Annotated in this window: 22 protein-coding genes and 1 tRNA gene; 14 read left to right on the top strand and 9 right to left on the bottom strand. The window is 60.9% G+C overall.

All coding sequences use genetic code 11. The features are described from left to right. Positions 1-6: 6 nt before the first annotated feature. Positions 7-1,053 carry a dipeptidase gene (locus tag NYQ88_RS11855; protein ID WP_275651347.1) on the bottom strand — a complete coding sequence of 349 codons (1,047 nt, stop codon included), beginning with the start codon at positions 1,051-1,053 and terminating at the stop codon, positions 7-9. Positions 1,054-1,196: 143 nt separating this feature from the next. Between NYQ88_RS11855 and rnr the strand changes: the two genes are divergently transcribed. After that, the gene (gene rnr / locus NYQ88_RS11860) at positions 1,197-3,482 is read left to right on the top strand and encodes a ribonuclease R (RefSeq protein ID WP_275651348.1); all 2,286 of its coding nucleotides are present in this window, start codon (positions 1,197-1,199) and stop codon (positions 3,480-3,482) included. Between the two features lie 4 nt (positions 3,483-3,486). After that, positions 3,487-3,894 carry a DUF983 domain-containing protein gene (locus NYQ88_RS11865; protein WP_275651349.1) on the top strand — a complete coding sequence of 136 codons (408 nt, stop codon included), beginning with the start codon at positions 3,487-3,489 and terminating at the stop codon, positions 3,892-3,894. An 82-nt stretch (positions 3,895-3,976) separates the two neighbouring features. On the opposite strand, the gene NYQ88_RS11870 is transcribed toward NYQ88_RS11865, so the two are convergent. Further along, the gene (locus tag NYQ88_RS11870) at positions 3,977-4,393 is read right to left on the bottom strand and encodes a hypothetical protein (RefSeq protein WP_275651350.1); all 417 of its coding nucleotides are present in this window, start codon (positions 4,391-4,393) and stop codon (positions 3,977-3,979) included. Between the two features lie 121 nt (positions 4,394-4,514). Between NYQ88_RS11870 and rpmG the strand changes: the two genes are divergently transcribed. Then, a complete protein-coding gene (gene rpmG / locus NYQ88_RS11875) occupies positions 4,515-4,682 on the top strand; it encodes a 50S ribosomal protein L33 (protein ID WP_046104197.1) in 168 nt (55 codons plus the stop codon). Between the two features lie 357 nt (positions 4,683-5,039). Here rpmG and NYQ88_RS11880 read toward each other — a convergent pair whose 3' ends face one another. Together NYQ88_RS11880 and NYQ88_RS11885 are read right to left on the bottom strand one after the other, a co-directional pair. Next, positions 5,040-6,443 carry a PleD family two-component system response regulator gene (locus NYQ88_RS11880; RefSeq protein WP_275651351.1) on the bottom strand — a complete coding sequence of 468 codons (1,404 nt, stop codon included), beginning with the start codon at positions 6,441-6,443 and terminating at the stop codon, positions 5,040-5,042. Between the two features lie 87 nt (positions 6,444-6,530). Then, positions 6,531-6,902 carry a response regulator gene (locus NYQ88_RS11885; protein WP_275651352.1) on the bottom strand — a complete coding sequence of 124 codons (372 nt, stop codon included), beginning with the start codon at positions 6,900-6,902 and terminating at the stop codon, positions 6,531-6,533. Between the two features lie 143 nt (positions 6,903-7,045). Here NYQ88_RS11885 and NYQ88_RS11890 point away from each other — a divergent pair, with 143 nt between their 5' ends. The 8 genes from NYQ88_RS11890 to NYQ88_RS11925 all read left to right on the top strand — a co-directional run bounded on the left by NYQ88_RS11890 (position 7,046) and on the right by NYQ88_RS11925 (position 13,433). Further along, the gene (locus NYQ88_RS11890) at positions 7,046-7,324 is read left to right on the top strand and encodes a DUF3572 family protein (protein ID WP_275651353.1); all 279 of its coding nucleotides are present in this window, start codon (positions 7,046-7,048) and stop codon (positions 7,322-7,324) included. A 10-nt stretch (positions 7,325-7,334) separates the two neighbouring features. After that, positions 7,335-8,654, top strand: a complete 1,320-nt coding sequence (locus tag NYQ88_RS11895) for a DNA polymerase IV (RefSeq protein ID WP_275651354.1) — start codon at positions 7,335-7,337, stop codon at positions 8,652-8,654. Further along, the gene (locus NYQ88_RS11900) at positions 8,651-9,109 is read left to right on the top strand and encodes a RidA family protein (RefSeq protein WP_275651355.1); all 459 of its coding nucleotides are present in this window, start codon (positions 8,651-8,653) and stop codon (positions 9,107-9,109) included. The genes NYQ88_RS11895 and NYQ88_RS11900 overlap by 4 nt, the downstream gene beginning before the upstream one ends. A gap of 77 nt (positions 9,110-9,186) precedes the next feature. Then, a complete protein-coding gene (locus tag NYQ88_RS11905; protein ID WP_275651356.1) occupies positions 9,187-9,948 on the top strand; it encodes a glycerophosphodiester phosphodiesterase family protein in 762 nt (253 codons plus the stop codon). Further along, entirely contained in the window at positions 9,938-11,110 is a 1,173-nt protein-coding gene (locus tag NYQ88_RS11910; RefSeq protein WP_345774591.1) for a GNAT family N-acetyltransferase, read from the top strand. Before NYQ88_RS11905 ends, NYQ88_RS11910 begins: the two co-directional genes overlap by 11 nt. 50 nt (positions 11,111-11,160) lie before the next feature. Continuing rightward, positions 11,161-12,285 carry a hypothetical protein gene (locus tag NYQ88_RS11915; protein ID WP_275651357.1) on the top strand — a complete coding sequence of 375 codons (1,125 nt, stop codon included), beginning with the start codon at positions 11,161-11,163 and terminating at the stop codon, positions 12,283-12,285. Positions 12,286-12,302: 17 nt separating this feature from the next. Continuing rightward, positions 12,303-12,719 carry an HIT family protein gene (locus NYQ88_RS11920; RefSeq protein WP_275651358.1) on the top strand — a complete coding sequence of 139 codons (417 nt, stop codon included), beginning with the start codon at positions 12,303-12,305 and terminating at the stop codon, positions 12,717-12,719. 57 nt (positions 12,720-12,776) lie between these two features. Then, a complete protein-coding gene (locus tag NYQ88_RS11925) occupies positions 12,777-13,433 on the top strand; it encodes a DUF1275 family protein (RefSeq protein ID WP_275651359.1) in 657 nt (218 codons plus the stop codon). A gap of 34 nt (positions 13,434-13,467) precedes the next feature. Here the strand turns inward: NYQ88_RS11925 and NYQ88_RS11930 are convergent, their stop codons facing one another. From NYQ88_RS11930 to clpS, 3 genes are all read right to left on the bottom strand, one after another. After that, the gene (locus tag NYQ88_RS11930; RefSeq protein ID WP_275651360.1) at positions 13,468-13,695 is read right to left on the bottom strand and encodes a DUF2798 domain-containing protein; all 228 of its coding nucleotides are present in this window, start codon (positions 13,693-13,695) and stop codon (positions 13,468-13,470) included. Positions 13,696-14,042: 347 nt separating this feature from the next. Further along, complete coding sequence (gene clpA, locus NYQ88_RS11935; RefSeq protein ID WP_275651361.1) at positions 14,043-16,382, bottom strand: ATP-dependent Clp protease ATP-binding subunit ClpA; 2,340 nt, start codon at positions 16,380-16,382, stop codon at positions 14,043-14,045. A gap of 9 nt (positions 16,383-16,391) precedes the next feature. After that, on the bottom strand, positions 16,392-16,739 hold the full coding sequence (gene clpS / locus NYQ88_RS11940; RefSeq protein WP_275654914.1) for an ATP-dependent Clp protease adapter ClpS: 348 nt from the start codon (positions 16,737-16,739) through the stop codon (positions 16,392-16,394). Between the two features lie 405 nt (positions 16,740-17,144). On the opposite strand from clpS, the gene NYQ88_RS11945 reads away from it, so the two are divergent. Continuing rightward, entirely contained in the window at positions 17,145-18,728 is a 1,584-nt protein-coding gene (locus tag NYQ88_RS11945) for a D-alanyl-D-alanine carboxypeptidase (RefSeq protein ID WP_275651362.1), read from the top strand. A gap of 77 nt (positions 18,729-18,805) precedes the next feature. Beyond that, positions 18,806-19,081 (top strand): hypothetical protein, encoded by a 276-nt coding sequence (locus tag NYQ88_RS11950; RefSeq protein ID WP_275651363.1) that lies wholly within the window; start codon positions 18,806-18,808, stop codon positions 19,079-19,081. Between the two features lie 98 nt (positions 19,082-19,179). Here NYQ88_RS11950 and NYQ88_RS11955 read toward each other — a convergent pair whose 3' ends face one another. Further along, positions 19,180-20,538 (bottom strand): MATE family efflux transporter, encoded by a 1,359-nt coding sequence (locus NYQ88_RS11955; RefSeq protein ID WP_275651364.1) that lies wholly within the window; start codon positions 20,536-20,538, stop codon positions 19,180-19,182. Between the two features lie 272 nt (positions 20,539-20,810). Between NYQ88_RS11955 and NYQ88_RS11960 the strand changes: the two genes are divergently transcribed. Then, positions 20,811-20,894, top strand: a tRNA-Leu gene (locus NYQ88_RS11960). Positions 20,895-21,951: 1,057 nt separating this feature from the next. Here NYQ88_RS11960 and NYQ88_RS11965 read toward each other — a convergent pair. Continuing rightward, positions 21,952-23,154 (bottom strand): IS256 family transposase, encoded by a 1,203-nt coding sequence (locus NYQ88_RS11965; protein WP_024849733.1) that lies wholly within the window; start codon positions 23,152-23,154, stop codon positions 21,952-21,954. Positions 23,155-23,885 lie beyond the last annotated feature (731 nt).

A 23,885-nucleotide genomic window follows, 5' to 3' on the forward strand; every position in this document is an offset into this window, starting at 1 on the left:
GCTTGCTCACCCCATCGTTCGCCCGATCACCGACATCCAGTTGCCCAGTGCGATCTTGCGCACCAGCTCTTCGCCAAACCCCTTGTCGAGCAGCGCCTGAAGCAATTTCTGCACCCCGGTAACATCCTTGATAGGCGCCGGCATCGTAGCTCCGTCAAAATCGCTGCCGAGAGCAACGCCGTCCTCGCCGAGCGCCTCGACGAGCGCCTCGACATGGCGCACCATCAGCTCGATTTCCATCTCCGGCTCCATCTTGCCGTCGGGGCGCAGGAAGCCGGTGGCATAGTTGAGCCCGACCACGCCGCCGCTCTCGCGAATGGCCGCCAGCTGCCAATCCATCAGGTTTCGTGTCGACGGGCAGATGGCGTGGACATTGGAGTGCGTCGCCACCAGCGGCTTGGTCGACACTGCCGCCACATCGCGAAAACCAGCGGCATTGAGATGGCTGAGATCGATCATGATCCCCATGCGATCACAGATACGCACGAGTTCCTTGCCGGCATCGCTGAGCCCCGGCCCGATATCGGGCGAGCTGCCGTGGCGGAAAGGCACGCCGGTGCCAAAGGCATTGGCGCGGCTCCATGTGATTCCCAGCGAGCGGAAACCGGCCGCGTAGAGCACCTCGAGGGCATTGAAATCGGTGTCGATCGCCTCTGCGCCCTCGTGGTGATAAATCGCCGCCAGCTTGCCGGCGTCGATAGCCGCGTCGATTTCGGCAGCGTTGCGGCACACAGCCAGCGCGCCCTCGCGCTCCAGCCGGAACATCAGCGCCGCCATGGCATTGGTGCTGCGCTGGGCTTCGCCGATGTCGAGCTCGGGCGGCAGTCTGCCTTCCGAATTGGAGGGCGAGGCCGCCACGGCGCCGAGGCTGGTCTTCAGCGGCGGCGGGAACATGGCAAAGAAGCCACCCACCATTCCTGCCGCCTTGGCGCGCGGCAGGTCGATATGGGCTTCCGCCATGCCTTGGGTGAACAGCTCCACCTTGTTGGGGCGCGCGTCATCGATCAGACGCAGAAGCGTATCATTGTGGCCGTCGAAGAATGGAATGGTCATGGAATCGCCTGCGGTTGAGGCCAGCATTTCAACCCGCCCCCACGCGTCACCGCAAGTGCGTGCGCCCTTTGGTAACCTCAGGCAACGCTCTGCCGCTTGAGGCATTTGGCAAATGCCGGCCGATCACCTACATATCGCTCAACATGAAGAACAAAAAACCGATCAAACAAAAGAACACTTCTGGCCCCCGCCGGAGCGTTCAGCCGCGCGCCGATGCGCTCCCCACGCGTGAGCAGCTTCTTGAAGCGCTCGCCCAGGACGCTGACATCAAGGGCAAGCGCGACCTCGCCAAAGTGTTCGGCATTCGCGGCGACATGCGTCGCCCGTTCAAGGCGATGCTCGCCGAGCTCGAGGGCGATGGCGTCATCACGCGTACCCGCAAGGCGCTGCGACGCACCGCCGCCCTGCCCCATGTCACCGTGCTCGACATCCCGTCCGATGCCGATCCCGACGATCTGCATGCCTTCCCGGCCCAATGGAATGACGAGGAAGGCGAAAAGCCCCGCGTCGCCGTGATTGCTGGCCGCGATGCCCGCGTCGTGCCTGCCCCGGGCGATCGCATTCTAGCCCGCATCGATGCCGGCGACGGTGAAATCCCGGTCTATACCGCCAAGCCCATGAAGGTGCTCGACAAGCCACGTCGCGCCCATATCGGCATTGTGCGCATGGACAATGAGGGCGCCCGCCTGATCCCGATCGATCGCAAACAGAAGGAAATGCGCATTCCGCTGGGCGATCTCGGCGACTCGAAAGACGGCGATCTCGTGGAAGTCGAGGTCAAGCTCTCCGGCCGCCTGATGATTCCCCGCGCCAAGGTGATGAACGTCATCGGCAACCCTGCCTCTGAAGGCGCGGTGTCGATGATTGCCATCCACAATCTCGAAATTCCCTATGTCTTCCCCACCAGCGTCATTCGCGAGGCAGAGGAAGCCAAGGAAGCGAGCCTAAAGGGCCGCGAAGACTGGCGCGATCTGCCGTTGGTCACCATCGATCCGCCCGATGCGAAGGACCATGACGATGCGGTCCATGCCGCGCCGGACAATGATGCGAACAATCCCGGTGGCTTTGTTGTCACCGTCGCCATTGCCGACGTTGCCGCCTATGTGACGCCGGGCTCGGCGCTCGACCGCGAAGCCTATGTGCGCGGTAATTCGGTCTACTTCCCGGACCGCGTCGTGCCCATGCTGCCCGAGCGCATCTCCAACGAGCTCTGTTCGCTCAAGGAAGGGGTGCCGCGTGCCGCACTTGCCGTGCGCATGGTGCTCAACGCCGATGGCCGCAAGGTCAGCCACAGCTTTCACCGCATCCTGATGCGCTCGGCGGCCAAGCTCAGCTACCAGCAAGCCCAGGCCGCCATTGACGGCAATGCCGACGACAAGACCGGCCCGCTGCTGGAGCCGATCCTGCGGCCCCTCTGGGACGCCTATGCGGCAATGGTCAAGGCGCGCGACAAGCGCGGCCCGCTCGATCTCGATCTGCCCGAACGCAAGATCATCCTCGATGCCAAGGGCATGGTCGCCGACATTCGCATTCCCGAGCGGCTCGAAGCCCATCGCCTCATCGAAGAGATGATGATCGCGGCAAACGTGGCCGCCGCCGAGACACTTGAGCAGAAACGCACCCAGCTGCTCTATCGCGTCCACGACGAGCCATCGTCGGAAAAGCTGCAGTCGCTGCGCGACTTCCTCGGCAGCCTCGATATCGCGGTCAAGAAGTCGGACAGCGTCCGCGCCTCCGATTTCAATGGCATCCTGGCGCAGGCGCGCAAGGCCGGCAATGTCGAGCAGGTCAGCGAAATGGTCCTGCGCAGCCAGGCTCAGGCGGAATATGCGCCGGAGAACTATGGCCATTTCGGTCTCAATCTCGACCGCTATGCCCACTTCACCTCGCCGATCCGCCGCTATTCCGATCTTATCGTCCATCGCGGCCTGATCCGGGCGCTCGGCTTGGGCGATGACGGACTGACCGATCAGGAATCACTCAAGCTCGCCGGTATCGGTCAGCACCTCTCGGCCGCCGAACGTCGCGCCATGCTCGCCGAGCGGGAAACGTCGGACCGCCTTCTCGCGCAGTTCCTGGCCCAGAGAATCGGCGCCAAGTTCGAGGGGCGCGTCTCGGGTGTCACCCGTTCGGGTCTGTTCATCCGCCTGCTCGAAACCGGCGCGGACGGCTTCATTCCCGCCTCGACGCTCGGCCAGGACTACTACCGCTATGTCGAAGAGCGTCAGGCGATGATCGGAGAGCGGACCGGGGAGACCTTCACCCTGGGGGACCGCGTCACTGTCCGTCTTCTCGAAGCGGCGCCGGTCGCCGGCGCGTTGCGCTTTGAACTTCTGTCCGAAGGTGTCCGCGGCAATCCGCCCTCTGGTAGACGGACACATAAAGGACGATCTAACAGCTTCGGGCCCAAGTCCCGAAGGAAGAGGTAGCGCCATGACCGAGCAGACATCAACTGTTCTCAACGCCCCTGAAGAGCGCCTTGTCGGCCAGTCGATCTGGCGCGGCACGCTCTGTCGTTGTCCGCATTGCGGCAAGGGCAAGATGTTCCGGAAGTATCTCAAGGTTGCCGACGAGTGCGCGACCTGCGGCGAAGAGTTGAAATATCACCGCGCCGATGACTTCCCGCCCTACATCGCCATCACCATCGTGGGCCACATCATCATCTTCCTGATGATGCACATGGATATGGAGTATCAGGTCAGCCCGTTCTTCTACCTGGTCACCATGATTCCGCTGTCCATCATCCTGTCGCTGGCCCTGCTGCCCCCCATCAAGGGCGCGATCGTCGGCTGGCAGTGGGCAAGCCGCATGTATGGTTTCGGCGCCGTCCGCAACGACTGACGCTCTCAAAACCCACCCAATCAAAAACGGCCTTCCGGCGCTCGCTGGAGGGCCGTTTTCTTATGGACCACCCTTCCCGCGCTCATGCGAACTTCGAGCCATCCCGGGCCGTCACAAGCCCCTTGGGCCGGAAGCGCAGCGCCGACCAGGCATCATCCAGCGCCACCTGGCGTACCGGGCGTAAGCCGGCCGCCTCGAGCGCGGCCCAGCCGGTGTCCCGCGTCAGCCCGATGGCCTTTCCTGCCGTGCCCTTGCGATAGCAGGCCCACAGCAGCCCGTCGGGCGGCAGCTCCTTCAGGATCCGTGGAATCATGGTTTCCACCTCCGCTTCGGAGGCAAAACAGGCGATCACCCCATCATAGTAAGCGTCGCCATGCACCAGCTCCACCTCGGCGCCGGCCGTCAATTCCTCGGCAATTGACTGAGGCACATTGATAAGCCAGAGCTTGGTGCCCGATGCGATCTGCAGTTTGTGGAGCAATTCAGTCGGTGCGGCCATTTCCCGTTCCTCCGGACAACGCTATTGTCTTGACAACTGGTGGCAAATCCGTAGGTTGCGGCCAAATTCCAGCGCTGCCCCGGCTCGCGGCGCTTTTCGTTTTTGTGAAGGACCGCGAACTATGGCAAAAGCCGCCACCATCAAGATCAAGCTCGTGTCGACTGCCGATACCGGCTTCTTCTACGTGACCAAGAAGAACGCTCGCACCCAGACTGAAAAGCTGGCGTTCAAGAAGTACGACCCCGTCGTCCGCAAGCACGTCGAATTCAAGGAAGCCAAGATCAAGTAATCTTGCTTTTCCAGCAATAGCGAAAAGGCCCTGCAAGCGATTGCGGGGCCTTTTCGTATGCGTCAACCAATTTCGCTTCCGGCGCTGCTCAATGCTAACAGTCTGCTAGCAACAGAGCACATTGATGTCACATTTGGAGGGCAAAGGTGGCTGGTCCGGAGCAGCACTTCTAAGAGGCCACTCTCGCTGCTTCCGGACCAACCGCCCTACGGGAACCCAGGCGTTGCGGCGGACCTGAGTAAAGCCGTAGGGAACTGTCGCAGCTGGAAATTTTTCCGCGCGGCTGTCTGAAACGACCCTACGCTCGCAGGCTGGAAACGCAAGGAATTCCAGCCAACGCCCGTCAGCAACCGTTTGTTAATTATAATGAATAACCCTAACGGGCGAAACTGCTGTGGCGTCCAGCACCACCTGGTTGCGCCCTTCGCGCTTGGCCCGATAGAGCGCAACGTCGGCCCGCTTGATCAGTGATTCCGGCGTATCGGCGGCATTCTCGTTGAGCGAGAGCCCGATCGACACCGTGACCGACAAAGGCCGCTGTACGCCGACCTCGAAAGGCCGCTCGGCAATGGCCTGACGCACCCGCTCAGCCACCATTTCAGCACTGGCGACATCGGTATCGGGCATCAGGACGACGAACTCCTCGCCACCGAAACGGCAGGCTAGGTCCACGCCCCGGACATTGCGCTTGAGGCGCGCCGAGAACTCGCGCAACACCGCATCGCCAATGTCATGGCCGTAGTTGTCGTTGACGGCCTTGAAGTGGTCGATGTCGAGGATCATCAGCGCCAAATCGCGCTCCTGCGCCTGGGCCTTGCCCAGCATCACATTGAGATGTCTGTCGAAATAGCGACGATTATAGAGACCGGTGAGGTCGTCCGTCACCGCCATGGCCATGGTGCTGGTGACGCTTTCTCGCAGTTCCATGGCATAGCGATGGCGGCGAATCTGCGTCCGCACCCGCGCCAGCAGCTCGTTACGTTCAACAGGCCGACTGATGAAATCATTGACGCCAAGGTCCAGCGCGCGCAGCACCTTTTGCTTGTCCGCATCCTCGGCGATGAGGATGATCGGCAGGTTGCGCGTACTGTCCACAGTCCGAATCTGCGAGCACACCCGCAGCGGATCGAATTCCCCGAGCGCCATGCTGACCAGTGCCAGCTCGTAGCGCGCGCCCGTGACCTGGAACACCGCGTCTGCGGGCTCGGTCAGGATATCGATCTTATGCTCAGCTGACAGGTGTGCGCGTATTCTCTCGGCGTGACGCAAATCACTGTCCACGAGGAGAATCGAACCGCCAGAGGCCGAAATATTGTCCATTGCCCGCAGGGCGTCCTCGATGGCGATCTGCTGCCCGGTCATGGCGCGGGCACGCAATTCATCGGTCAGACCTTTGAGGCGTACCAGGCTTCTCACCCGCGCCATCAACTGCATGTCGTCGACCGGCTTGGTCAGAAAATCATCGGCACCGACCTCGAGCCCCTGCACCCGGTCAGACGGCTGATCGAGCGCAGTGATCATGAGTACCGGAACGTGGTGGGTGCGCGGATTGGCCTTGAGCCGCCGGCAGACTTCAAATCCATCCATGCCCGGCATCATCACGTCGAGCAGGATGATATCGACGTCGTTGTTTGCGCAGATATCGAGCGCCTGCGGTCCCGAATGGGCGGTAAGCACTTCAAAATATTCGGCCGTCAGCCGCGCCTCGAGCAGGCGGACATTGGTCGGAACATCATCGACAATCAGGACCCGGGCAGTCACGCTTCTTCCCCCAAAGCAAGCGGACAGCGGAGCATCCATCTGACGCCGCCACCATCAAGCAGAAACCTGTACGTAGAAGTCGCTAGTTCAGGCTGGGCCAATGTAGTCAGCAATAGTTTCCAGAAAGTGTGGCACCGAGATCGGTTTGGATATGTAACCCTCGCAGCCACCTTGGAGAATCCGCTCCTCGTCACCCTTCATCGCGAACGCTGTCACGGCAATGATCGGGATATGGGAGAGCTGGTCATCATCCTTGAGCCACTTGGTCACCACCAAGCCTGACACTTCCGGCAGTTGGATGTCCATGAGAATCAGGTCGGGCATGTGCGCGCGCGCCAGTTCGAGAGCTTCCATCCCGCTCCGGGTCTGAATGACACGGTAACCGCGCGATTCGAGCAGATCGTTGAAGAGCTTCATGTTGAGCTCGTTGTCTTCCACGATCATGACTGTCTTGGGCATTCTTCCTCGCTTACGTGGTTGCAGCCTCGGTTGGCTGGCTTCAGCTGAGAGCTTTTCCGGTGCCCGGAAACGCAGCGCCCTTTCACTTCCCCGCATATGTGGGATAGCATGCAACGGTTACAAAACATCAAATGAGCCTCAACTTGTCCGCGTCCAGCACACTGGCCTCCGACGTCTCGGCACTGGCGGATGCCTGCCTGGGCTATCTCGCCGAACATCCAGACGAACTCCTGGCCTTCATGCAGCAGGTCGGCTTCGATCCGGAGAGCCTGCGCGCGTCAATCGGCTCGGCACGCCTCAAGACCGGGCTGCTGGACTATTTTGCCGCCAATGAGCCCTTATTGCTCGCCCTTTGTGCCAATTCCGGAACCACCCCGGAAGCTTTTATGCGCGTGTGGTACAAGCTCAATCCCGCGGGGTGATTGAAAGACCATGGCCTGGCTATGTCGCGACTGCCTGACGACCGGGTCCAGCGCTGTGGAGCCTCGCCGCTGCACAGCCTGCGGGTCACCGCGTTTGCGCGCGCATGACGAGCTCTTCGACCTCTCCATTGCCCATGTCGACTGCGACGCCTTCTACGCTTCGGTGGAAAAGCGGGACGACCCCAGTCTGCGCGACAAGCCGCTGATCATCGGTGGTGGCGTGCGCGGCGTCGTTTCGACCTGCTGCTATATTGCCCGGCAGAATGGCGTGCGCTCGGCGATGCCGATGTTCAAGGCGCGCGAGCTGTGCCCGGATGCGGTCATCATCAAGCCCAACATGGCCAAATATGTCGAGGTCAGCCGCCAGATCCGGCGCCACATGGACATGCTGACGCCGCTGGTGGAACCGCTGTCCATCGATGAAGCGTTCCTTGATCTCTCCGGGACGCAAACTCTCCACAAGGCGCCCCCGGCAGTCGTATTGGCGCGGTTTGCCCGCACCATCGCAGAGGAGGTCGGCGTCACGATCTCTGTCGGGCTCAGCCACAACAAATTCCTCGCCAAGGTCGCCTCGGACCTCGACAAGCCCCGCGGCTTTGCGGTGATCGGAGCGGCCGAGACGCTCTCCTTTCTGGCACCCAAGCCGATCAGCCTCATCTTCGGCGTCGGCAAGGTGTTCGCTGAGAGGCTTCGCAAGGATGGCTACCACACGATCGGTCAGCTCCAGGAGGCTGACCCGGTCCATCTGATGCGGCGCTATGGCGAGACCGGTGCACGCCTTGCGCGTCTGTCGCGCGGAGAGGATGCGCGCCGTGTCTCGACCGATGGCGAGATGAAGACCATCTCCTCGGAGACCACTTTCAACACCGACATTGCCACGCTCGAGGACTTGTCCACAGAACTGCTGAATGTCACCGAGAGACTGTCCGAGCGGCTCAAGGCCAAGGGCGTCGTCGGAGACACGGTCACACTTAAACTCAAAACCACCGGTTTCCGGTTGCGGACTCGCGCACGACACCTGATTATGCCGACGCAGCTTGCAAATGTCCTTTACGAGGCTGGGCTCAGCCTTCTGCAGCGTGAGGTGGACGGTACGTCATTCCGGCTGATCGGAATTGGCGTCTCCGGAATTGAGGCCGCCGATGGTTCTGACCCGGCGGATCTGCTGGAGCCAATGGTGGCGCGCAAGGCGGCGGCGGAACGGGCAATGGACCGTGTCCGGACCCGCTTCGGGCGCACTGCCGTCATACGTGGCAAGCTTTACAAATCCCGGCCCGACGCCGTGTCGGCGCCTCCGCAGCAAGACGACCTAGAAGGCAAGACCAAATGACCGACCCGATCGAGAAACTTCGCGAGTACGGCTACGAACTCCCTGCCCCCAAGGCTCCCGTGGCGAGCTACGTTCCGGTCACCCGGAGCGGCAATCTTCTTTACGTGTCGGGGCAGATTTCGAGCAGCGACAGCGGCGTTGTTCAGGGCCGGCTTGGTGATACCATGAACGTCGTCCAGGGTGGCAATGCCGCCGAACTGGCCGCAATTAACGTGCTTTCCCAGGTCGTGCACATGGGCGGCATTCCGCTACATGAGGTCAAGAAGGTGCTCAAGCTCACGGTTCTCGTGGCGTCGACGCCCGAGTTCAACGAGCAGCATCTCGTGGCCAATGGCGCATCCAATCTCATCGTCGGCATCCTGGGCGACAAGGGCAAGCATGCCCGGGCAGCCTTCGGCGTAGCCTCCCTGCCTCTCGGTGCTGCAGTCGAAATCGAAGCGATCTTCGAGGTCTAAGCTTCGGGAAGGCGCTCGGACACGGACGTGAGATCACGTCATCCGAGCGCCTTCCGCTCATCCAACCCGGGCCCGCCATGACCGCTCAGCTTTTCCCACGCCCCGTCGCGCATCGCGGGCTGCATGACCGCGCCGCCGGCATCATCGAGAATAGCGCAAGCGCCTTTGCAGCAGCGATTGCGGGGGATTTTGCGATTGAATGCGACCTGCAGCTGACCAGCGATGGCCATGCGGTGGTGTTCCACGATGAAAAGCTGGATCGGCTCACCGGAGAATCGGGCCTCGTCAGCGATCGCCGCGTCACCGAGATGACGGACATCGCGCTGCTCGACAGCGCGGCGGGCGATCGGCCACAGACCCTTGCCGCTTTCCTCGAGCAGATAGGCGGCCGGGCAATGCTGCAGATCGAGCTCAAGCATCAGCCCAGCGTCGAAGCCACGCGTCAGCTCGCCAAAGTCGCCGCCGCGGCGCTCAGCACTTACACCGGACCGGTCACGGTCGAATCCTTTGATCCACGCCTGATCACGCTGATCCGGGAGTTCGGCTTTTCCGGTCCGCGCGGCACCATCACCTATGACTACGAGAGCGAGGACTATCCTCCCGGGATCTCCGAGGACGAGCGCTACATCCTGCGTCATCTGCTACACTGGCACGAAACCCAGTTTGACTTCATTTCGTGCGACAAGGCTGCGCTCACCCTGCCCGCGATCACGTTCTGGCGTGCGCTCGGCAAGCCGGTAACTGCCTGGACGATCAGATCCAAGGTTGAAGCGGAGGCGGCGCGACCCTACATCGATCAGATCGTCTTTGAAGGGTTTGACCCGGACAGTGCCTCCTAGCGCATTCACCGCCACCATCCATCCCACGACGGCGTCGATAGCGCCGGACGTCTGGAATTCGCTTGTCCCGGGCACCAATGGCGTTCCCGACAACCCCTTCATCGATCAAGCCTTTTTCCGCGCGCTGGAAGAATCGGGCTGTGCATCCGCACGCACCGGCTGGCAGCCTCAGCACATCGTCATCGCCGGGGCCGATGGCAAAGCTGTCGGCCTGCTGCCGCTCTTTCTCAAGTCGCACTCCATGGGCGAATATGTCTTCGACCATGGCTGGGCCAATGCGCTGGAACGCGCAGGCGGCAGCTATTACCCAAAGCTGCAGGGTTCTGTCCCGTTCACGCCTGCCACGGCGCCCAAACTTCTGGTGCCGTCAGGAGATCTCGGGATCAAGGCTGCACTCCTGCAGACCGCGCAGGATCTGGCGGCCCAACGCCATGCGTCGTCGGTCCACCTGACCTTTCTCCCCGAGAAGGAAGCGCAGCTGACAAGCGCCCAAGGCTGGCTGCCGCGCGTCGACACGCAGTTTCACTGGCACAACCAGGGGTTTTCCGATTTCGCGCAGTTTCTCGAGACACTGTCCTCCCGCAAGCGCAAGGTTATCCGGCGAGAACGCCGCGATGCACTGGCGGACGGAATTTCGGTGAAGTGGCTGAGCGGCGCCGAGCTGACCGAGGCTCATTGGGACGCATTCTTCGATTTCTACGAGGACACCGGCGCCCGCAAGTGGGGCCGCCCCTACCTTAACAGATTGTTCTTTTCCCTGCTCGGCCAGTACATGGCCGACCGGGTAGTGCTGATGCTCGCCTATGACGGGGAAACGCCGATCGCCGGCGCGATCAATTTCCGCGGCCATGACCGACTGTTCGGCCGAAACTGGGGGGCAACGCGCGACGTGCCCTTCTTGCATTTCGAGGTCTGCTATTATCAGGCCATCGACTATGCCATCGCCCACGGGCTTGCTGTCGTCGAAGCCGGCGCACAAGGGGATCACAAGCTGGCGCGCGGCTATACGCCCGTCACCACGCACTCCGCCCACTGGATCGCCCACTCCGGACTGCGTCAGGCCGTGGCCGGCTTTCTCGACGACGAGCGGCCCGCCGTCGCCCGAGAACAGGAGATCCTCGAGCACTACACGCCCTATCGACGCGGCGACCGTACGGAGTGACGCAGCCAAAGAGGCTTTTCCTTTGGTGCCCGGCCTACTAAACAGAAAACATGGTTTGGGATGTCCTGATTTTCCTGCTTCAGGCAGGCGTAGCGTTCGTAGTTTCCACGGCTCTGTTCGATGCCCTGCACTGGCTGCTGCACCGATGGGAGCAATCGCCCAGTCCGCTGCTGCGGAAGTTCTCGTCGTGGCATTGGGTCCACCACAAATTTCTCGGCCTCGACATGCAGGTCAATCCTGCATATGCGCGGCAGAACATCTGGTTTCACATTCTGCCGGAATACCTGACCTCGATGGTCGGGACCGCGCTGTTCCTGCTGATCTTTCCCTGGCCGCCGATCCTGGCCGTTGCCGTGCTGCGCACGATCATGCTGGGCATGACGCTGCGCGAGGAAGGGCTGGACTATAACCACATGTCGATGGATCGCGTGGGCGGCAACCAGAGCCTGTTGTGGGTGAACAATAATTACCACGCCATGCACCACGTCTATCCGCACAATTTCTTCTCCTCCTTTGCCAATGTGTTCGACCTGATCGCAGGCACCGGATGTCAGATCGAGGGGCGTCGTTTCCTGATCACCGGCACCGGCGGTGCTTTTGGCGGCGCGCTGGTCAAGGCTCTGGAGAAGCGCGGGGCAATCGTTGAGACCGCCAAGTCCGGCGTCGATTTCTCGCCCGGAAATTACGAGGCGATGCGCGAAAAGCTCGAACGTGCCGATGTGCTTGTGCTTTCCCACGGCGCAAAGGAAGTGGACTGCTGGAACGCCAATTATGTAACCTTTCGCGATCTCATCGAGACCTTTACCGCGATTGGCCGGACCCGCCTTGCGCCACCGGAAGTTTGGGCGCTCGGCTCCGAGGTCGAGTTCCATGGCGACATGGGACTGCCGGAACTGAAGGACTATTCTGCCTCCAAGCGCGCGTTCGCGGCACGTGCGCGGTCCTATTATCGATCCGATGATCTCATCTATCGTCACATCGTCCCTTCGTCGTTCACCTCGGCCATGGGCAAGGGCGCTATGAGCGCTGAGACGGCGGTGGGAATCGCGCTATTCTTCATTACGCGCGGCGTCAAATATGTTCCGGTTACGCTGACCGGCCTCGCGGTGCTGAACTTTTTCCGGTTCCGCTACGGCAACAATGCGACTGACGAAGTGCCTGCCGCCGCTGAATGACAATTCTCGAGGGACTGATGAGCTACGATCCATCCAATATCTTCGCCAAGATCCTCAAGGGCGAACTGCCTTGCCACAAGGTCTATGAGGACGACACCGCCCTCGTGATGATGGACATCTTCCCCCAGTCTCGCGGTCACACGCTGATCATTGCGAAGTCTGCGTCGCGGAACCTGATTGACGCCGATCCTGCCGCCCTTTCGGCCGTCATGCCGCTGGTGCAGCGCGTCGCCCAGGCGGTCAAGGCGGCCACGGGCGCGGATGGCATTCGCCTCGCGCAGTTCAACGAAGCCCCTGCGGGCCAGACCGTCTTCCACCTGCATTTCCACATCATCCCGGCCTATGAGGGCACAGCTCTTGCCCCGCACGGTGGCGGCAAGGCGGATGATGGCGAACTCGCAGCGCTCGCCAAAGACATCGCGGCAAAGTTCTAGGCTGGAGGCTGACATGGGCGATTTTCGGATGCCGAAGTTTCCGGAGACGCCCCTGTCATGACCCCGACTCGCCATCTCGTCCTTGGAATGGTGCTCACTGGAGCTGCCGGGTTTGTCGACGCGATCGGCTTCATTGAGCTTGGTGGGTATTTCACCTCATTCATGAGTGGCAACACGACCCAAGGCGGCACCGGGCTTGTAAATGGCGAATTGCCGGTCGTCGCGCTCACGCTCTGTCTCGTCGGCCTCTTCTTCCTTGGAAGCGTTGCCGGCAATCTGCTCGCTCTTTTCAGTCTGCGCTGGGGCCCCGCGGCGGTCAGTGGCTTTGTCGCAATTGGAGTGGGTCTGGCGCTTGTTCTGGTGCTGCTCGGGATAGATCAGCGCCAAGCCATGCTCTTCCTCGCCCTGGCCGCGGGAGCACAGAACGCTATTCTGCCCATGCGCGGCGCGGTGCGCCTTGGGGCGACCTTCGTCACCGGAACGCTCTATGTCGCCGGCCAGGACCTCGCGCTGGCACTCAGGGGGAAGGTGCCTCGCTGGCGCTGGCTCCAACACCTGGTGATCTGGCTCGGGCTCTTGGGTGGAGCGATCTTGGGCGCCCTGCTCTATCGGTTCCTGGGCATCCAGGCTCTGCTGCTGCCGGCGGCCACCTACATCGCATTTGCGCTCGGCCATCTCATGGCAGCACAGCGGGTACCTCCACACTCCGCCTGAAACGAGAAGGCCGGGATACCTCCCGGCCTTCGGATCATGCAGCGTTGTGCGGCGGCGCGAATTTGAATGTGATCTTGAACGCGATCGGATTGATGATGCGCGTGTAGATGAAGGCGATTGGCCAGGCGATGATGAACGTCTGCGGCCAGTGCGACAGGAAGTTCGCGCCGTTAAAAATGAAGCCGAGCGTACCCGACATGGTCAGCGCCATCATGAACGTCATGGCGATCTGCAGAACGAGTGTCGTTTTTTTGGGCAGCATCAAAGTCTCCGGCGAATGCATGCTGGCGAGGCGCGAGCCTGCCAGCGAAATTGATTTTGGTTTTTGAGCCGTTGGGACGCGAACGCGACGAGTACTGCTAGATGCAGCGCCGGGATACCCAACCGGCGACCTCAAAGTCGGCCCTCGAGGTGTAATCCCCGCAGGTGAGATCATCAACGCTCAAGGGCGGATGGAAGCCATGCGGAGGTCCCTCTTTCCAAGTCGGGCCGTTTGCTATCGAGCAGAAGTCCGCTCCAGCGGCGGAATCACGCGATCTTCAGCCGCGAGTTCCCCGAACAAAAAAAGGCCCGGATCGCTCCGGGCCCTTTCATTATCGTGATATAAAATCAGTTCTTTTCGGCAGTTGCCTTGGGCTTCTTAGGCTTGGGCAGCGCTTTGGGCTTGGCGGGACGCGGGGGAACCGCAACCAGCTCGAGCTTTGCATCGGCACCTTCGCCGACCACAGCCACCGTCACATTGCCGCCATTCACCAGTTCGCCAAACAGCACCTGATCGGCCAGCGGTTTCTTGACGTGCTCCTGAATCACACGACCAAGAGGCCGTGCGCCCATGCGCTCGTCGTAACCGTGCTCGGCCAGCCAGTCGGCGGCTTCCGGCGTCAGGTTGATCGTGACGCCGCGTTCGGCCAGCTGGCCTTCGAGCTGGAGCACGAACTTTTCGACCACGCGTGCCACCACTTCGCGCGGAAGCGGCGCAAAGGAGATGATCGCGTCGAGACGATTGCGGAACTCGGGCGAGAAGGTGCGGTTGATCGCCTCTTCATCATCCCCCTGCTCGCGCCTCCGGCCAAAGCCGATAGGCGAGCGGGCCAGCTCTGCAGCACCCACGTTGGACGTCATGATCAGGATGACATTGCGGAAGTCGACCGCCTTGCCATTATGATCGGTCAGCTTGCCGTGATCCATCACCTGCAACAGGATGTTGTAGAGATCGGGGTGGGCCTTTTCGATTTCGTCCAGCAGCACCACGCAGTGCGGATGCTGATCAACGCCATCGGTGAGAAGGCCGCCCTGATCAAAGCCGACGTAGCCCGGAGGTGCACCGATCAGCCGGCTGATCGTGTGGCGCTCCATATACTCGGACATGTCGAACCGAAGCAGTTCAACGCCGAGCGTATCGGCGAGCTGTTTTGCGACTTCGGTCTTGCCGACGCCGGTGGGGCCAGTGAACAGGTATGAGCCAATGGGCTTCTCTGGTTCGCGCAAGCCGGCACGCGCAAGCTTGATCGCCGAGGACAGCGCCGTGATGGCCTGATCCTGCCCGAACACCACGGTCTTGAGGCTCTGCTCGAGCCCGGACAGCAGCTCGGCATCGGACTTCGACACCGATTTTGGCGGGATGCGCGCGATCGAGGCGATGGTCGTCTCAATATCCTCGACATCGATGATCTTCTTGCGCTGATCCTCGGGCACCAGCATCTGGCTGGCGCCTGTTTCGTCGATCACGTCGATTGCCTTGTCGGGCAGCTTGCGATCGTTGATGTAGCGCGCGCTGAGTTCGACGGCCGCCTTGAGGGCGTCGTCGGTGTACTTGATCTTGTGGAACTCTTCGAAATAGGGACGAAGACCCTTCACGATCTCGATGGCGTCAGGAACAGTCGGCTCGTTCACGTCGATCTTCTGGAAGCGGCGGACCAGGGCCCGGTCCTTCTCGAAGAACTGGCGATATTCCTTATAGGTGGTCGAGCCGATGCAGCGGATCGCGCCCGAAGCCAGTGCAGGCTTCAAGAGGTTCGATGCGTCGAGCGCACCACCGGAAGTAGCGCCAGCGCCGATCATGGTGTGGATCTCGTCGATGAAGAGCACCGCATGCGGCATCTTCTCGAGTTCCTTCATGACGGACTTCAGGCGCTCTTCGAAATCGCCGCGATAGCGGGTGCCGGCAAGCAGCGAACCCATGTCGAGCGAGTAGATGACCGCTTCCTTGAGCACCTCGGGCACGTCACCTTCGATGATCTTGCGGGCGAGCCCTTCGGCAATGGCCGTCTTGCCCACGCCGGCGTCACCAACATAAAGCGGGTTGTTCTTGGAGCGACGGCATAGAACCTGAATGGTGCGGCGCAACTCACTGTCGCGACCAATCAGCGGGTCGATCTTGCCCTGACGGGCCTTCTCATTGAGGTTGACGCAGAAGTCAGCGAGGGCAGAGCTTTTCTTGCCTTCGGCGCTGCCGTCCTGTGCCCCTTCCCCGTCTTCGGCACCCCGAACCTTGCGCTCTTCGCTCGGGCCGGACTTGGTGATGCCGTGGGAGATGAAATTCACCGCGTCGAGGCGGCTCATGTCCTGCTGCTCAAGGAAATAGGCAGCATGGCTCTCGCGCTCGGCAAAGATCGCGACGAGCACATTGGCCCCGGTCACTTCCTCCCGGCCGGACGACTGGACGTGAATAACCGCGCGCTGGATGACGCGCTGGAACGCGGCTGTGGGCCGCGCATCCTGGCCGTTTGAGACAATGAGGCTGTCCAGCTCCTCATTGATGAAATCTTCGAGGTCGCTCTTGAGCGCGTCGATGTCGACATCGCAGCCATTGAGCACGGCGATCGTCTCCCGATCGTCGGTCAAGGCGAGCAACAGGTGCTCGAGCGTGGCGAACTCATGGTTGCGCTCACGGGCCAGGTTCATTGCCTGGTGCAGGGCCTTCTCGAGTCCGCGCGAAAATGAGGGCATCTGATGTTCCTACTGTTTTTCCATCACGCATTGCAGCGGATGCTGGTTCTTGCGTGCCGTATCCATGACGCGCGTCACCTTGGTTTCGGCGACCTCGTAAGGATATACGCCGCACTCACCCACCCCCTTTTGATGAACGTGCAGCATGATGCGCATGGCGTCTTCGCGTGACTTGTTGAAGACATCCTGAAGCACCAGAACGACGAATTCCATCGGCGTGTAGTCGTCGTTTAGGAGGAGAACCCGGTAAAGGTTCGGCCTTTTGGTTTTGGGACGCGTCTTGGTCACCGTCCCGGTGTCAAAATTGGGCTTGTCGCCACCGTCGCGGTCGCTGTCATTCTTTTGCGGACCAGCCATGCTTATGGCCACTCCGGCGCTTTCCCCCGAGCGGTGATGCTGCATCGTTTCTGAGGATAGTGAGGTCATGTTGCGTAAAGTCTTTTGGTAAAAGCGAAGCAGCTGGTGGGACCCATTATGTAGGCAAATTTGGCCGCATGTTAAGGGCCATCAATTCCCGAAAACGTGACTAGCTGAACCAAACTCAATGCACATTTACCGATGAGGTAAGGCAGCTCGCACGCAGGGTGCCACGAATGTCACAAACTGCAAAATTCGATGGCATTTTACGGAATGGTAACGGCCATCGATTAAATTCATTTCAAGGATAGTTTCTGGACGAACACCTCCAGCAACCCCTGCATTATCGAGTTTTTTGTTGCGTACGGGCCACTTGGCCCGATTGAGTAGAGTTGGAGTACCGGGTTGACCTTCCTGGCCAAGACCCCTTGGCGCGCGACGTTCTTCCGCGCCATCGCCGCCTTCGTTCTCGCCCTGGCTGTCGGCCTGTCGAGTTCGATGCCTGCGCATTCCATCGAAAACCTCCGCAAGTATGCCGGCATCGTCGTCGATGCCAAGACCGGCAAGGTGCTTTACGAGGAAGCGGCCGATCAGCGGCGCTATCCCGCGTCCGTTGCGAAGGTCATGACGCTCTATGTGCTCTTCCAGGAGCTGCAGGCGGGCAACCTCACCCTGTCGACCAAGATGACCGTGTCCAAGCACGCCGCATCCGCGGTTCCGACCAAGCTTGGCCTGCGCGCTGGCTCGACGATCGCAGTCGAAGACGCGATCAAGTCGCTGGTGACCCTTTCGGCCAATGACATGGCCCGCGTGATCGCCGAACATATTTCAGGCAGCGAGAGCAAATTCGCCGAGCGCATGACCGCGACCGCCCGTGCCATGGGCATGCGCAGCACCACCTACCGCAACGCTTCGGGTCTTCCCGATGGCGGCCAGGTGACCACGGTGCGCGACCAGGCGATCCTCGGCATCGCGATCTTCCAGCACTTCCCGCAGTACTATGAATTCTTCCAGACCACGGCCTTCCGTTATAACGGCAAGACCTATGGCAACCACAACCGGGTGCTCGGCTACATGGGCGCTGTCGACGGCATCAAGACCGGCTACATCAACGCTGCCGGCTCGAACCTGCTAACCGCTGCCCGCAAGGACAACCGTCACATCGTGATCGTGGCTTTTGGCTTCAACTCGGCCGGCGCCCGTGACGAGAAGGTCCGCCAGCTGGTCTCGTCCTATCTGACCAAGGGTCGTCGCGGCGACTATCAGCGCACCGCCATGGTCCCCGTCCCTGGCCGCCACGGCAATGTGCAGGTCGCAATTGCCCAGCCCACCAAGCCGGTGTTTGCAATGCCCATGCCGCTGCCTGGCTTCCGCCTTGCCGAACTGGTTGCCCGTAACGGCGCCCAGCCACAGCAGCAGCAACAGCAGCCCGTCGCAGTTGCAAGCGCAGCAGCGCCGGCGCCGGTCCCGGTCCCTCAGGCCGCGCCTGCTGACCTTGGCCTCCAGCCTGCCGTCCAGGCCGCAGCGATCCTCGCTGCGCCGACCCAGGCGCCAACCCCGGCCTATCCCAGCAATGACATCATTGGTGCCTGGCTGAGCGAAACCTATAACCTCGGAGCTCCTCCGGCCGCACTCGGCCAGACCGCACCGTCCGCGCCACTCGCTCCGGCAGGCAATGTCGGCGGGTCCGATCAGCCGGTTGATCTTCTGACCAGCGGCTCCGTACAGACGGCATCTGCCCCTGTTGGCGGCTGGATCGTGCAGATCGGCGCCGGCCCGTCCGAAGCCAGTGCCCGTGCCATGCTGTCGGATGCTGCCGGCAAGGTTGGCGGTCTTGGCGACTTCCGCTCCTATGTCGAGCGTTTCGAGAAGAACGGTCAGACCTTCTACCGTGCCCGTTTCGTCGGTTTCGGCGACCGCACCGATGCGACGGCGATGTGCAATCGTCTCAAGGAACAGAGCCTGGCGTGCCTCGCCATGCAGGGCTGAACAGCCCAGTGGGGTGGCGGACAGCTGCCGCCCCGATCATAAGAATGCAGTTTGGTGCTTGTGTCTGGAGTAGCCCAATGAGCGAACGTAATGCCCTGATCGAACTGGCGAGTTTCATCGGCCGCTCGCCCCTCGCCTCCCCCGATATGCGCGTGCGCAACAAGGCACTGTCGGGCATGACTGACCGTATCCTGCCCAAGCAGCGCCGCTCGGTTGGCGATCTGCTCAATGTGGTGATGACGCTCTCCGCCCGTACCCGCCGCATGGTCCAGGAACCGGTCAATGTCGAGATCGACGTCTTCGCCCCGGGCGGCAAGCGCGCCCTGCGGATGTTCTTCGGCGACAGCGTCTGAACCCAGAAGCTGATTTCACAAACAAAAAAATCCCCGCGCGAGCGGGGATTTTTGTTTCTTGCTGAGGCGTCCGGTCGACTTAACAGGACATGCCGCTGTCAGACCAGGGCGACGATCTTCTTCTTCTTCCACACGAACTGATACCAGGCAGCCTGCAGGACCAGCATAGCGGTGAAGCTGGCCGCATAGGCGACCCAGATGCCGGTGAGCCCGAGGCTGGTCTGGCTCAACCAGACTGCGCCTGGCAACTCGATCAGCAGGATGCAGGCGAGCGAGAGCAGCATCGGGGCGTAGACGGTGCCGCTGGCGCGCATGATCCCCGAAAACACCACGCTCCAACCGAAGCAGAGGATACTCCAGAGGACCACGTGCAACAGGGTTTCGGTCAGTTCGATGACCTCAGGATCCGTGATGAACAGGGCCACCACATGTTGGCTGAACAGATAAGCCAGTACGATCAAGCCGCCGGTGATGATGAGGTTGAGGACCAGAGCGGTGCGCGTGATGGCGCCCAGTTGATCCAGCTTCCGCGCGCCAATTGCCTGAGCAGCGAAAATCGAGGCGGCGATGCCGATCGACATTGCCGGAAACTGCACGTAGCTCATCACCTGCCCCAGCGCCCCATAGGCCGCCGTGGCGTTAGAGCCGAAGCGGTTGACCAGCCCAACCACGACAATACCGGCGATCGATGAGATGACCATCTGCAAGCCAGCCGGAATGCCGAGCTTGAGGATCAGACCGAGCAGTTTGAGGTCGGGCCGAAGCATGGCAGACAGCAGCACATGATCCGGGGCGAGCGGCATGTTTCGAATGCGCATGTAAAAGAACAGGAATGTCAGCACCGTCAGGAAGCTCGACACCATCCCCCATGCAGCCGCGTTCACGCCCAGTTGCGGCAACCCAAACCATCCCAGGATCAGTGCCGGCGTCACCAGCAGGCTGACGACCATGGAAAGGATCAGCGAGAATAGCGGCGTCACCGTATCTCCCACACCGCGGAGGACGGAAGTCACCACCAGAAACAGGAAGAAAAACGGCATGGCGATGAGAACGATCCGGGCATAGCCGACCGCCATCTCGATGATATTGTCCGGCGCACCCAGCACAGTCATGATCTGTTCGGTCCAGATGCCACCGACGATGGCCACCACAACACCCAGGGCGAGGGCGGCGGTGAGCGTGGTTCCGGTTACCTGTTTGACCTTGTCGATGTTCCTGGCGCCCCAGGCCTGCCCGATGAGGACGGTTGAGCCGGCCGAAAGTCCGATGATGAAGCTCATCAGAAAGAACATGATGGGAAAGAACGTTGCGGTGGCCGCAAGGGCCTCCACACCGATCATTTGCCCCACGTAAATCGAGTTCACTGTCCCTGAAAGGGCCTGAAGGATATTGGCCGCCATAAGGGGCAAGAGAAAGAAGCTGAACCGCATCCAGAGCGGTCTAGTCGTCGGCTGCATAGGAATCTCCGCGAAACGCAGTCCTTTTACGGTCGAGGGCGAGCCCCGGATGCCGGGACGGCAAGGACCATTTCGCGGCCTCTTTGAGAGAGGTTGCCGGCTGGACGGGCGCGGGAGGCAGGGCAAGACCGCAGCGGGTGTTTACGCCTGCCTCATTGCGCCGTCAAATGATGATGGCTCGGCTGCCGCCGCCGCTCCATCGAGGCTCACGCGGGATAAAGTGCATCGGGATGTTGCGCGCCATCTGGGACTGAGATAGGAACCGTTCTCGTGCCCCTCTGGCGGAATGGTAGACGCAGAGGACTCAAAATCCTCCGCTGCGAGGCGTGCCGGTTCGAGTCCGGCGGGGGGCACCATTTTCCCTTTCCCCACCTATTTAAGCAACTGATCTGTCTACAAAACCTGTCACGTGCAGCTTTTGGGGTAGACCAAATTGCAGACCAAATCAGTTCGTTTCGCCTTCCTGAAGGACGGCATCTACTACTTCAGCAGACGCGTTCCATCTGACCTTCGCGGTCACTATGCGACGGATAGAATTTCATATTCTCTGCGTACAAGGTCAGCCAGAGAAGCCAAAGCAAGTGGGTTGGTTCACGCGGCCAAATTGGATGAGTTTTGGTTCAAGCTACGGATGAATGACGGGCAAGTCCCGGGTCATCATCGACTACTAATTGATGAGGAACGAAAAAGACCGCCTAGCCCAACTCTTGTAGAGGCCAAGGCGCTCTATTTGCGTCTCAAGGGGGTAGGCAGATCAAAGACATTCCACATGGGTGCCGACAGGGCCGTTGAATACCTGATCAAATCGTCAGGAAACAAACCTCTGCTCGCATACACAAAGTCGGATGCCACTACCTTCCGGGATGCCTTGTACGATCGCAAACTTGGCACCAGTAGCGTTGAGCGCGTAATGTCAACAATCAAGGCAATTTTTGCTTTTGTATTAAGTGAGTCAGGCATCACGGCCCCGAACCCATTTTCTGGGGTGTACCTCAAGCGGACGGCAAAGAGTTCGGATCGAAAACCGCTTCCCCCGTCTGTCCTGCAGAGGATTCAAGCGCAATGTCACGAGATTGATGACGACATTCGGTGGCTTATTGCGTTGATAAGCGACACAGGTATGAGACTGGCAGAAGCTGCCGGGTTGGCAGTGTCTGATCTCATATTGAACGATCCCATTCCTCACGTTGTCATAACGCCGCACACTTGGCGCTCCCTTAAGACAGAGGCTAGCGCGCGCAAGGTTCCGCTTGTCGGGCATGCCCTTTGGGCGGCAAAGCGAATTGCGGAGTCGGAGACTACTGGGATGGCGTTTCCCCGCTACAACCGGTCAACGCGTACTAACGGATCGTGCCCCACTGCGTGGTGTAACTGAGGCTTGGCCTCCACGCATATCCGGCTTGGCCGGGCTGGTCAGCGTGCGGGAACTGCCGGCAAGCTGACGAGGGGATCATCGCTCAACGGGGCGACGGATTCCAGCGTCATATATCTCGCCCGCTGAACCGCCCATTCATCGTTCTGTTCGAGCAGGATAGCGCCGACGAGGCGGATGATTGCGTCCTCGTTGGGGAAGATGCCCACGACCTCGGTCCGGCGCTTCACCTCGCCATTCACCCGTTCAATCGGGTTGTTGCTGTGCAACTTGGCCCGATGCTCCTTGGGGAAGCTCATGTAGGCGAGGACGTCGTGCTCGGCCTCATCCATGATGGTGGCAAGCTTGGGCACGCGAGGGCGGATTTGGTCGGCAACGGCGCGCCACTGGGTGCTGGCCGCCTCCGGCGTCTCCTGGGCGAAGGCCGTGGCGATAAAGGCACTGGCCACGCGGCGACCGCTCTTGCCGGCATGGGCGAGGACGTTACGCATGAAGTGAACGCGGCAGCGCTGCCATGTGGCGCAAAGCACCTTGGTGACGGCGGCCTTGATGCCCTCATGGGCATCGGAGATCACCAGCTTCACGCCTCGCAGGCCGCGGCGGGTCAGCTTGCGCAGAAACTCGGTCCAGATCGCCTCGGCTTCCGAGGTGCCGATCTCCATGCCCAACACCTCGCGCCGGCCATCGGCATTGACGCCCACGGCCATGATGGCGGCCACCGAGACGATGCGGCCGCCCCGGCGCACTTTGAGGTAGGTGGCGTCGATCCACAGGTAGGGCCAGTCGCCCTCGATCGGCCGCTCAAGGAAAGCCTTCACCCGACCATCGATCTCCTCGCACAGGCGGCTGACCTGGCTCTTTGAGATGCCGCTCATGCCCATGGCTTTGACCAGGTCGTCCACCGACCGGGTCGAGATGCCTTGGATATACGCCTCCTGGATCACCGCCGTCAGCGCCTTCTCGGCCAGCCGCCGAGGTTCCAGAAAGCCAGGGAAGTAGCTGCCCTTGCGAAGCTTGGGGATGCGCAGCTCGACCGTGCCGGCCCGGGTCTCCCAGTCCCGCTCGCGGTAGCCATTGCGCTGGACCCGCCGCTCGGCGCTCTTTTCGCCATAGCCGGCGCCAGTGGCGGCACCCACTTCCATTTCCATCAGCCGTTCGGCAGCAAAGCCAATCATCTCGCGCAGAATATCGGCGTCGGGGGCCTTCTCTACCAGCGAGCGCAGGTTCATCATCGAGTCGGTCATCGGTGGTCCTTCAGGTACAGGGTTGGCGTAAGCAACCAGACCTTACCGGAAATCCGTCGATGACCACCCAGCCGCTCGCTCGCTACGGCGCTCCTAATGGCGCGCTCGCGAGCGGCTTGACCACCTCAGTTACACCACGTCCCGGGACACGACCTACTAACGCTAACTCTGCTAGCGCTTCGCTAAACAAGTGGCTCACAAATAAGGTGCCCCAGGGATGCGTGGTGCACAGTTTCAGACACAGCTTGCGGGATCGCCTACGCGTTGTGGAGTGCCCCAGCGATATAGTTGACCAAATAGGTGGATGGAGGACCGCGGGGGAAGGTATCTCGTACGGCATCGGTTACCCCCTAGAAGTCAAAGAAAAGTGGCTAAGGAAAATTACATCCAGAACTGATCAATACTGAAGTTCTTGCTATTCTCCCGCCTGCAAGATGTGTTTATTGGGACATCAGAAATGGGGTGGGGGCAAATGCTAAAATTGTTTATTTCGATAGGCTTGGGCGTGTTGTTGGCGGCCTGCTCGACTACCTACGGGGAGATGGGACTTACCGGCGGAGTTGAAGCCGCGGCAGTAACGAGTGACGTGTATCGAATTTCCTCGCGGGGAAACGGATTTACCGACTCGACTACAGTACAAGATTACTCACTTCTGAAAGCGGCAGAAACCGCGATCAACGCAGGTGAGACGCATTTCGTTGTGCTTTCCGGCCGTAACGCCACCCGAACGT

The organism is Devosia sp. SD17-2 (assembly GCF_029201565.1).
In the GTDB taxonomy this organism is placed as follows: Bacteria; Pseudomonadota; Alphaproteobacteria; order Rhizobiales; family Devosiaceae; genus Devosia.

What these genes read in the sequence shown, in the direction of transcription:
- NYQ88_RS11920 (WP_275651358.1), top strand. Translation starts at nt 12,303, where the DNA reads ATGAGCTACGATCCATCCAATATCTTCGCCAAGATCCTCAAGGGCGAA.
- NYQ88_RS11865 (WP_275651349.1), top strand. Translation starts at nt 3,487, where the DNA reads ATGACCGAGCAGACATCAACTGTTCTCAACGCCCCTGAAGAGCGCCTT.
- NYQ88_RS11855 (WP_275651347.1), bottom strand. Translation starts at nt 1,053, where the DNA reads ATGACCATTCCATTCTTCGACGGCCACAATGATACGCTTCTGCGTCTG.
- NYQ88_RS11915 (WP_275651357.1), top strand. Translation starts at nt 11,161, where the DNA reads ATGGTTTGGGATGTCCTGATTTTCCTGCTTCAGGCAGGCGTAGCGTTC.
- NYQ88_RS11930 (WP_275651360.1), bottom strand. Translation starts at nt 13,695, where the DNA reads ATGCTGCCCAAAAAAACGACACTCGTTCTGCAGATCGCCATGACGTTC.
- NYQ88_RS11955 (WP_275651364.1), bottom strand. Translation starts at nt 20,538, where the DNA reads ATGCAGCCGACGACTAGACCGCTCTGGATGCGGTTCAGCTTCTTTCTC.
- rnr (WP_275651348.1), top strand. Translation starts at nt 1,197, where the DNA reads ATGAAGAACAAAAAACCGATCAAACAAAAGAACACTTCTGGCCCCCGC.
- clpA (WP_275651361.1), bottom strand. Translation starts at nt 16,382, where the DNA reads ATGCCCTCATTTTCGCGCGGACTCGAGAAGGCCCTGCACCAGGCAATG.
- NYQ88_RS11905 (WP_275651356.1), top strand. Translation starts at nt 9,187, where the DNA reads ATGACCGCTCAGCTTTTCCCACGCCCCGTCGCGCATCGCGGGCTGCAT.
- NYQ88_RS11870 (WP_275651350.1), bottom strand. Translation starts at nt 4,393, where the DNA reads ATGGCCGCACCGACTGAATTGCTCCACAAACTGCAGATCGCATCGGGC.
- NYQ88_RS11900 (WP_275651355.1), top strand. Translation starts at nt 8,651, where the DNA reads ATGACCGACCCGATCGAGAAACTTCGCGAGTACGGCTACGAACTCCCT.
- NYQ88_RS11965 (WP_024849733.1), bottom strand. Translation starts at nt 23,154, where the DNA reads ATGACCGACTCGATGATGAACCTGCGCTCGCTGGTAGAGAAGGCCCCC.
- NYQ88_RS11950 (WP_275651363.1), top strand. Translation starts at nt 18,806, where the DNA reads ATGAGCGAACGTAATGCCCTGATCGAACTGGCGAGTTTCATCGGCCGC.
- NYQ88_RS11895 (WP_275651354.1), top strand. Translation starts at nt 7,335, where the DNA reads ATGGCCTGGCTATGTCGCGACTGCCTGACGACCGGGTCCAGCGCTGTG.
- NYQ88_RS11885 (WP_275651352.1), bottom strand. Translation starts at nt 6,902, where the DNA reads ATGCCCAAGACAGTCATGATCGTGGAAGACAACGAGCTCAACATGAAG.
- clpS (WP_275654914.1), bottom strand. Translation starts at nt 16,739, where the DNA reads ATGGCTGGTCCGCAAAAGAATGACAGCGACCGCGACGGTGGCGACAAG.
- rpmG (WP_046104197.1), top strand. Translation starts at nt 4,515, where the DNA reads ATGGCAAAAGCCGCCACCATCAAGATCAAGCTCGTGTCGACTGCCGAT.
- NYQ88_RS11925 (WP_275651359.1), top strand. Translation starts at nt 12,777, where the DNA reads ATGACCCCGACTCGCCATCTCGTCCTTGGAATGGTGCTCACTGGAGCT.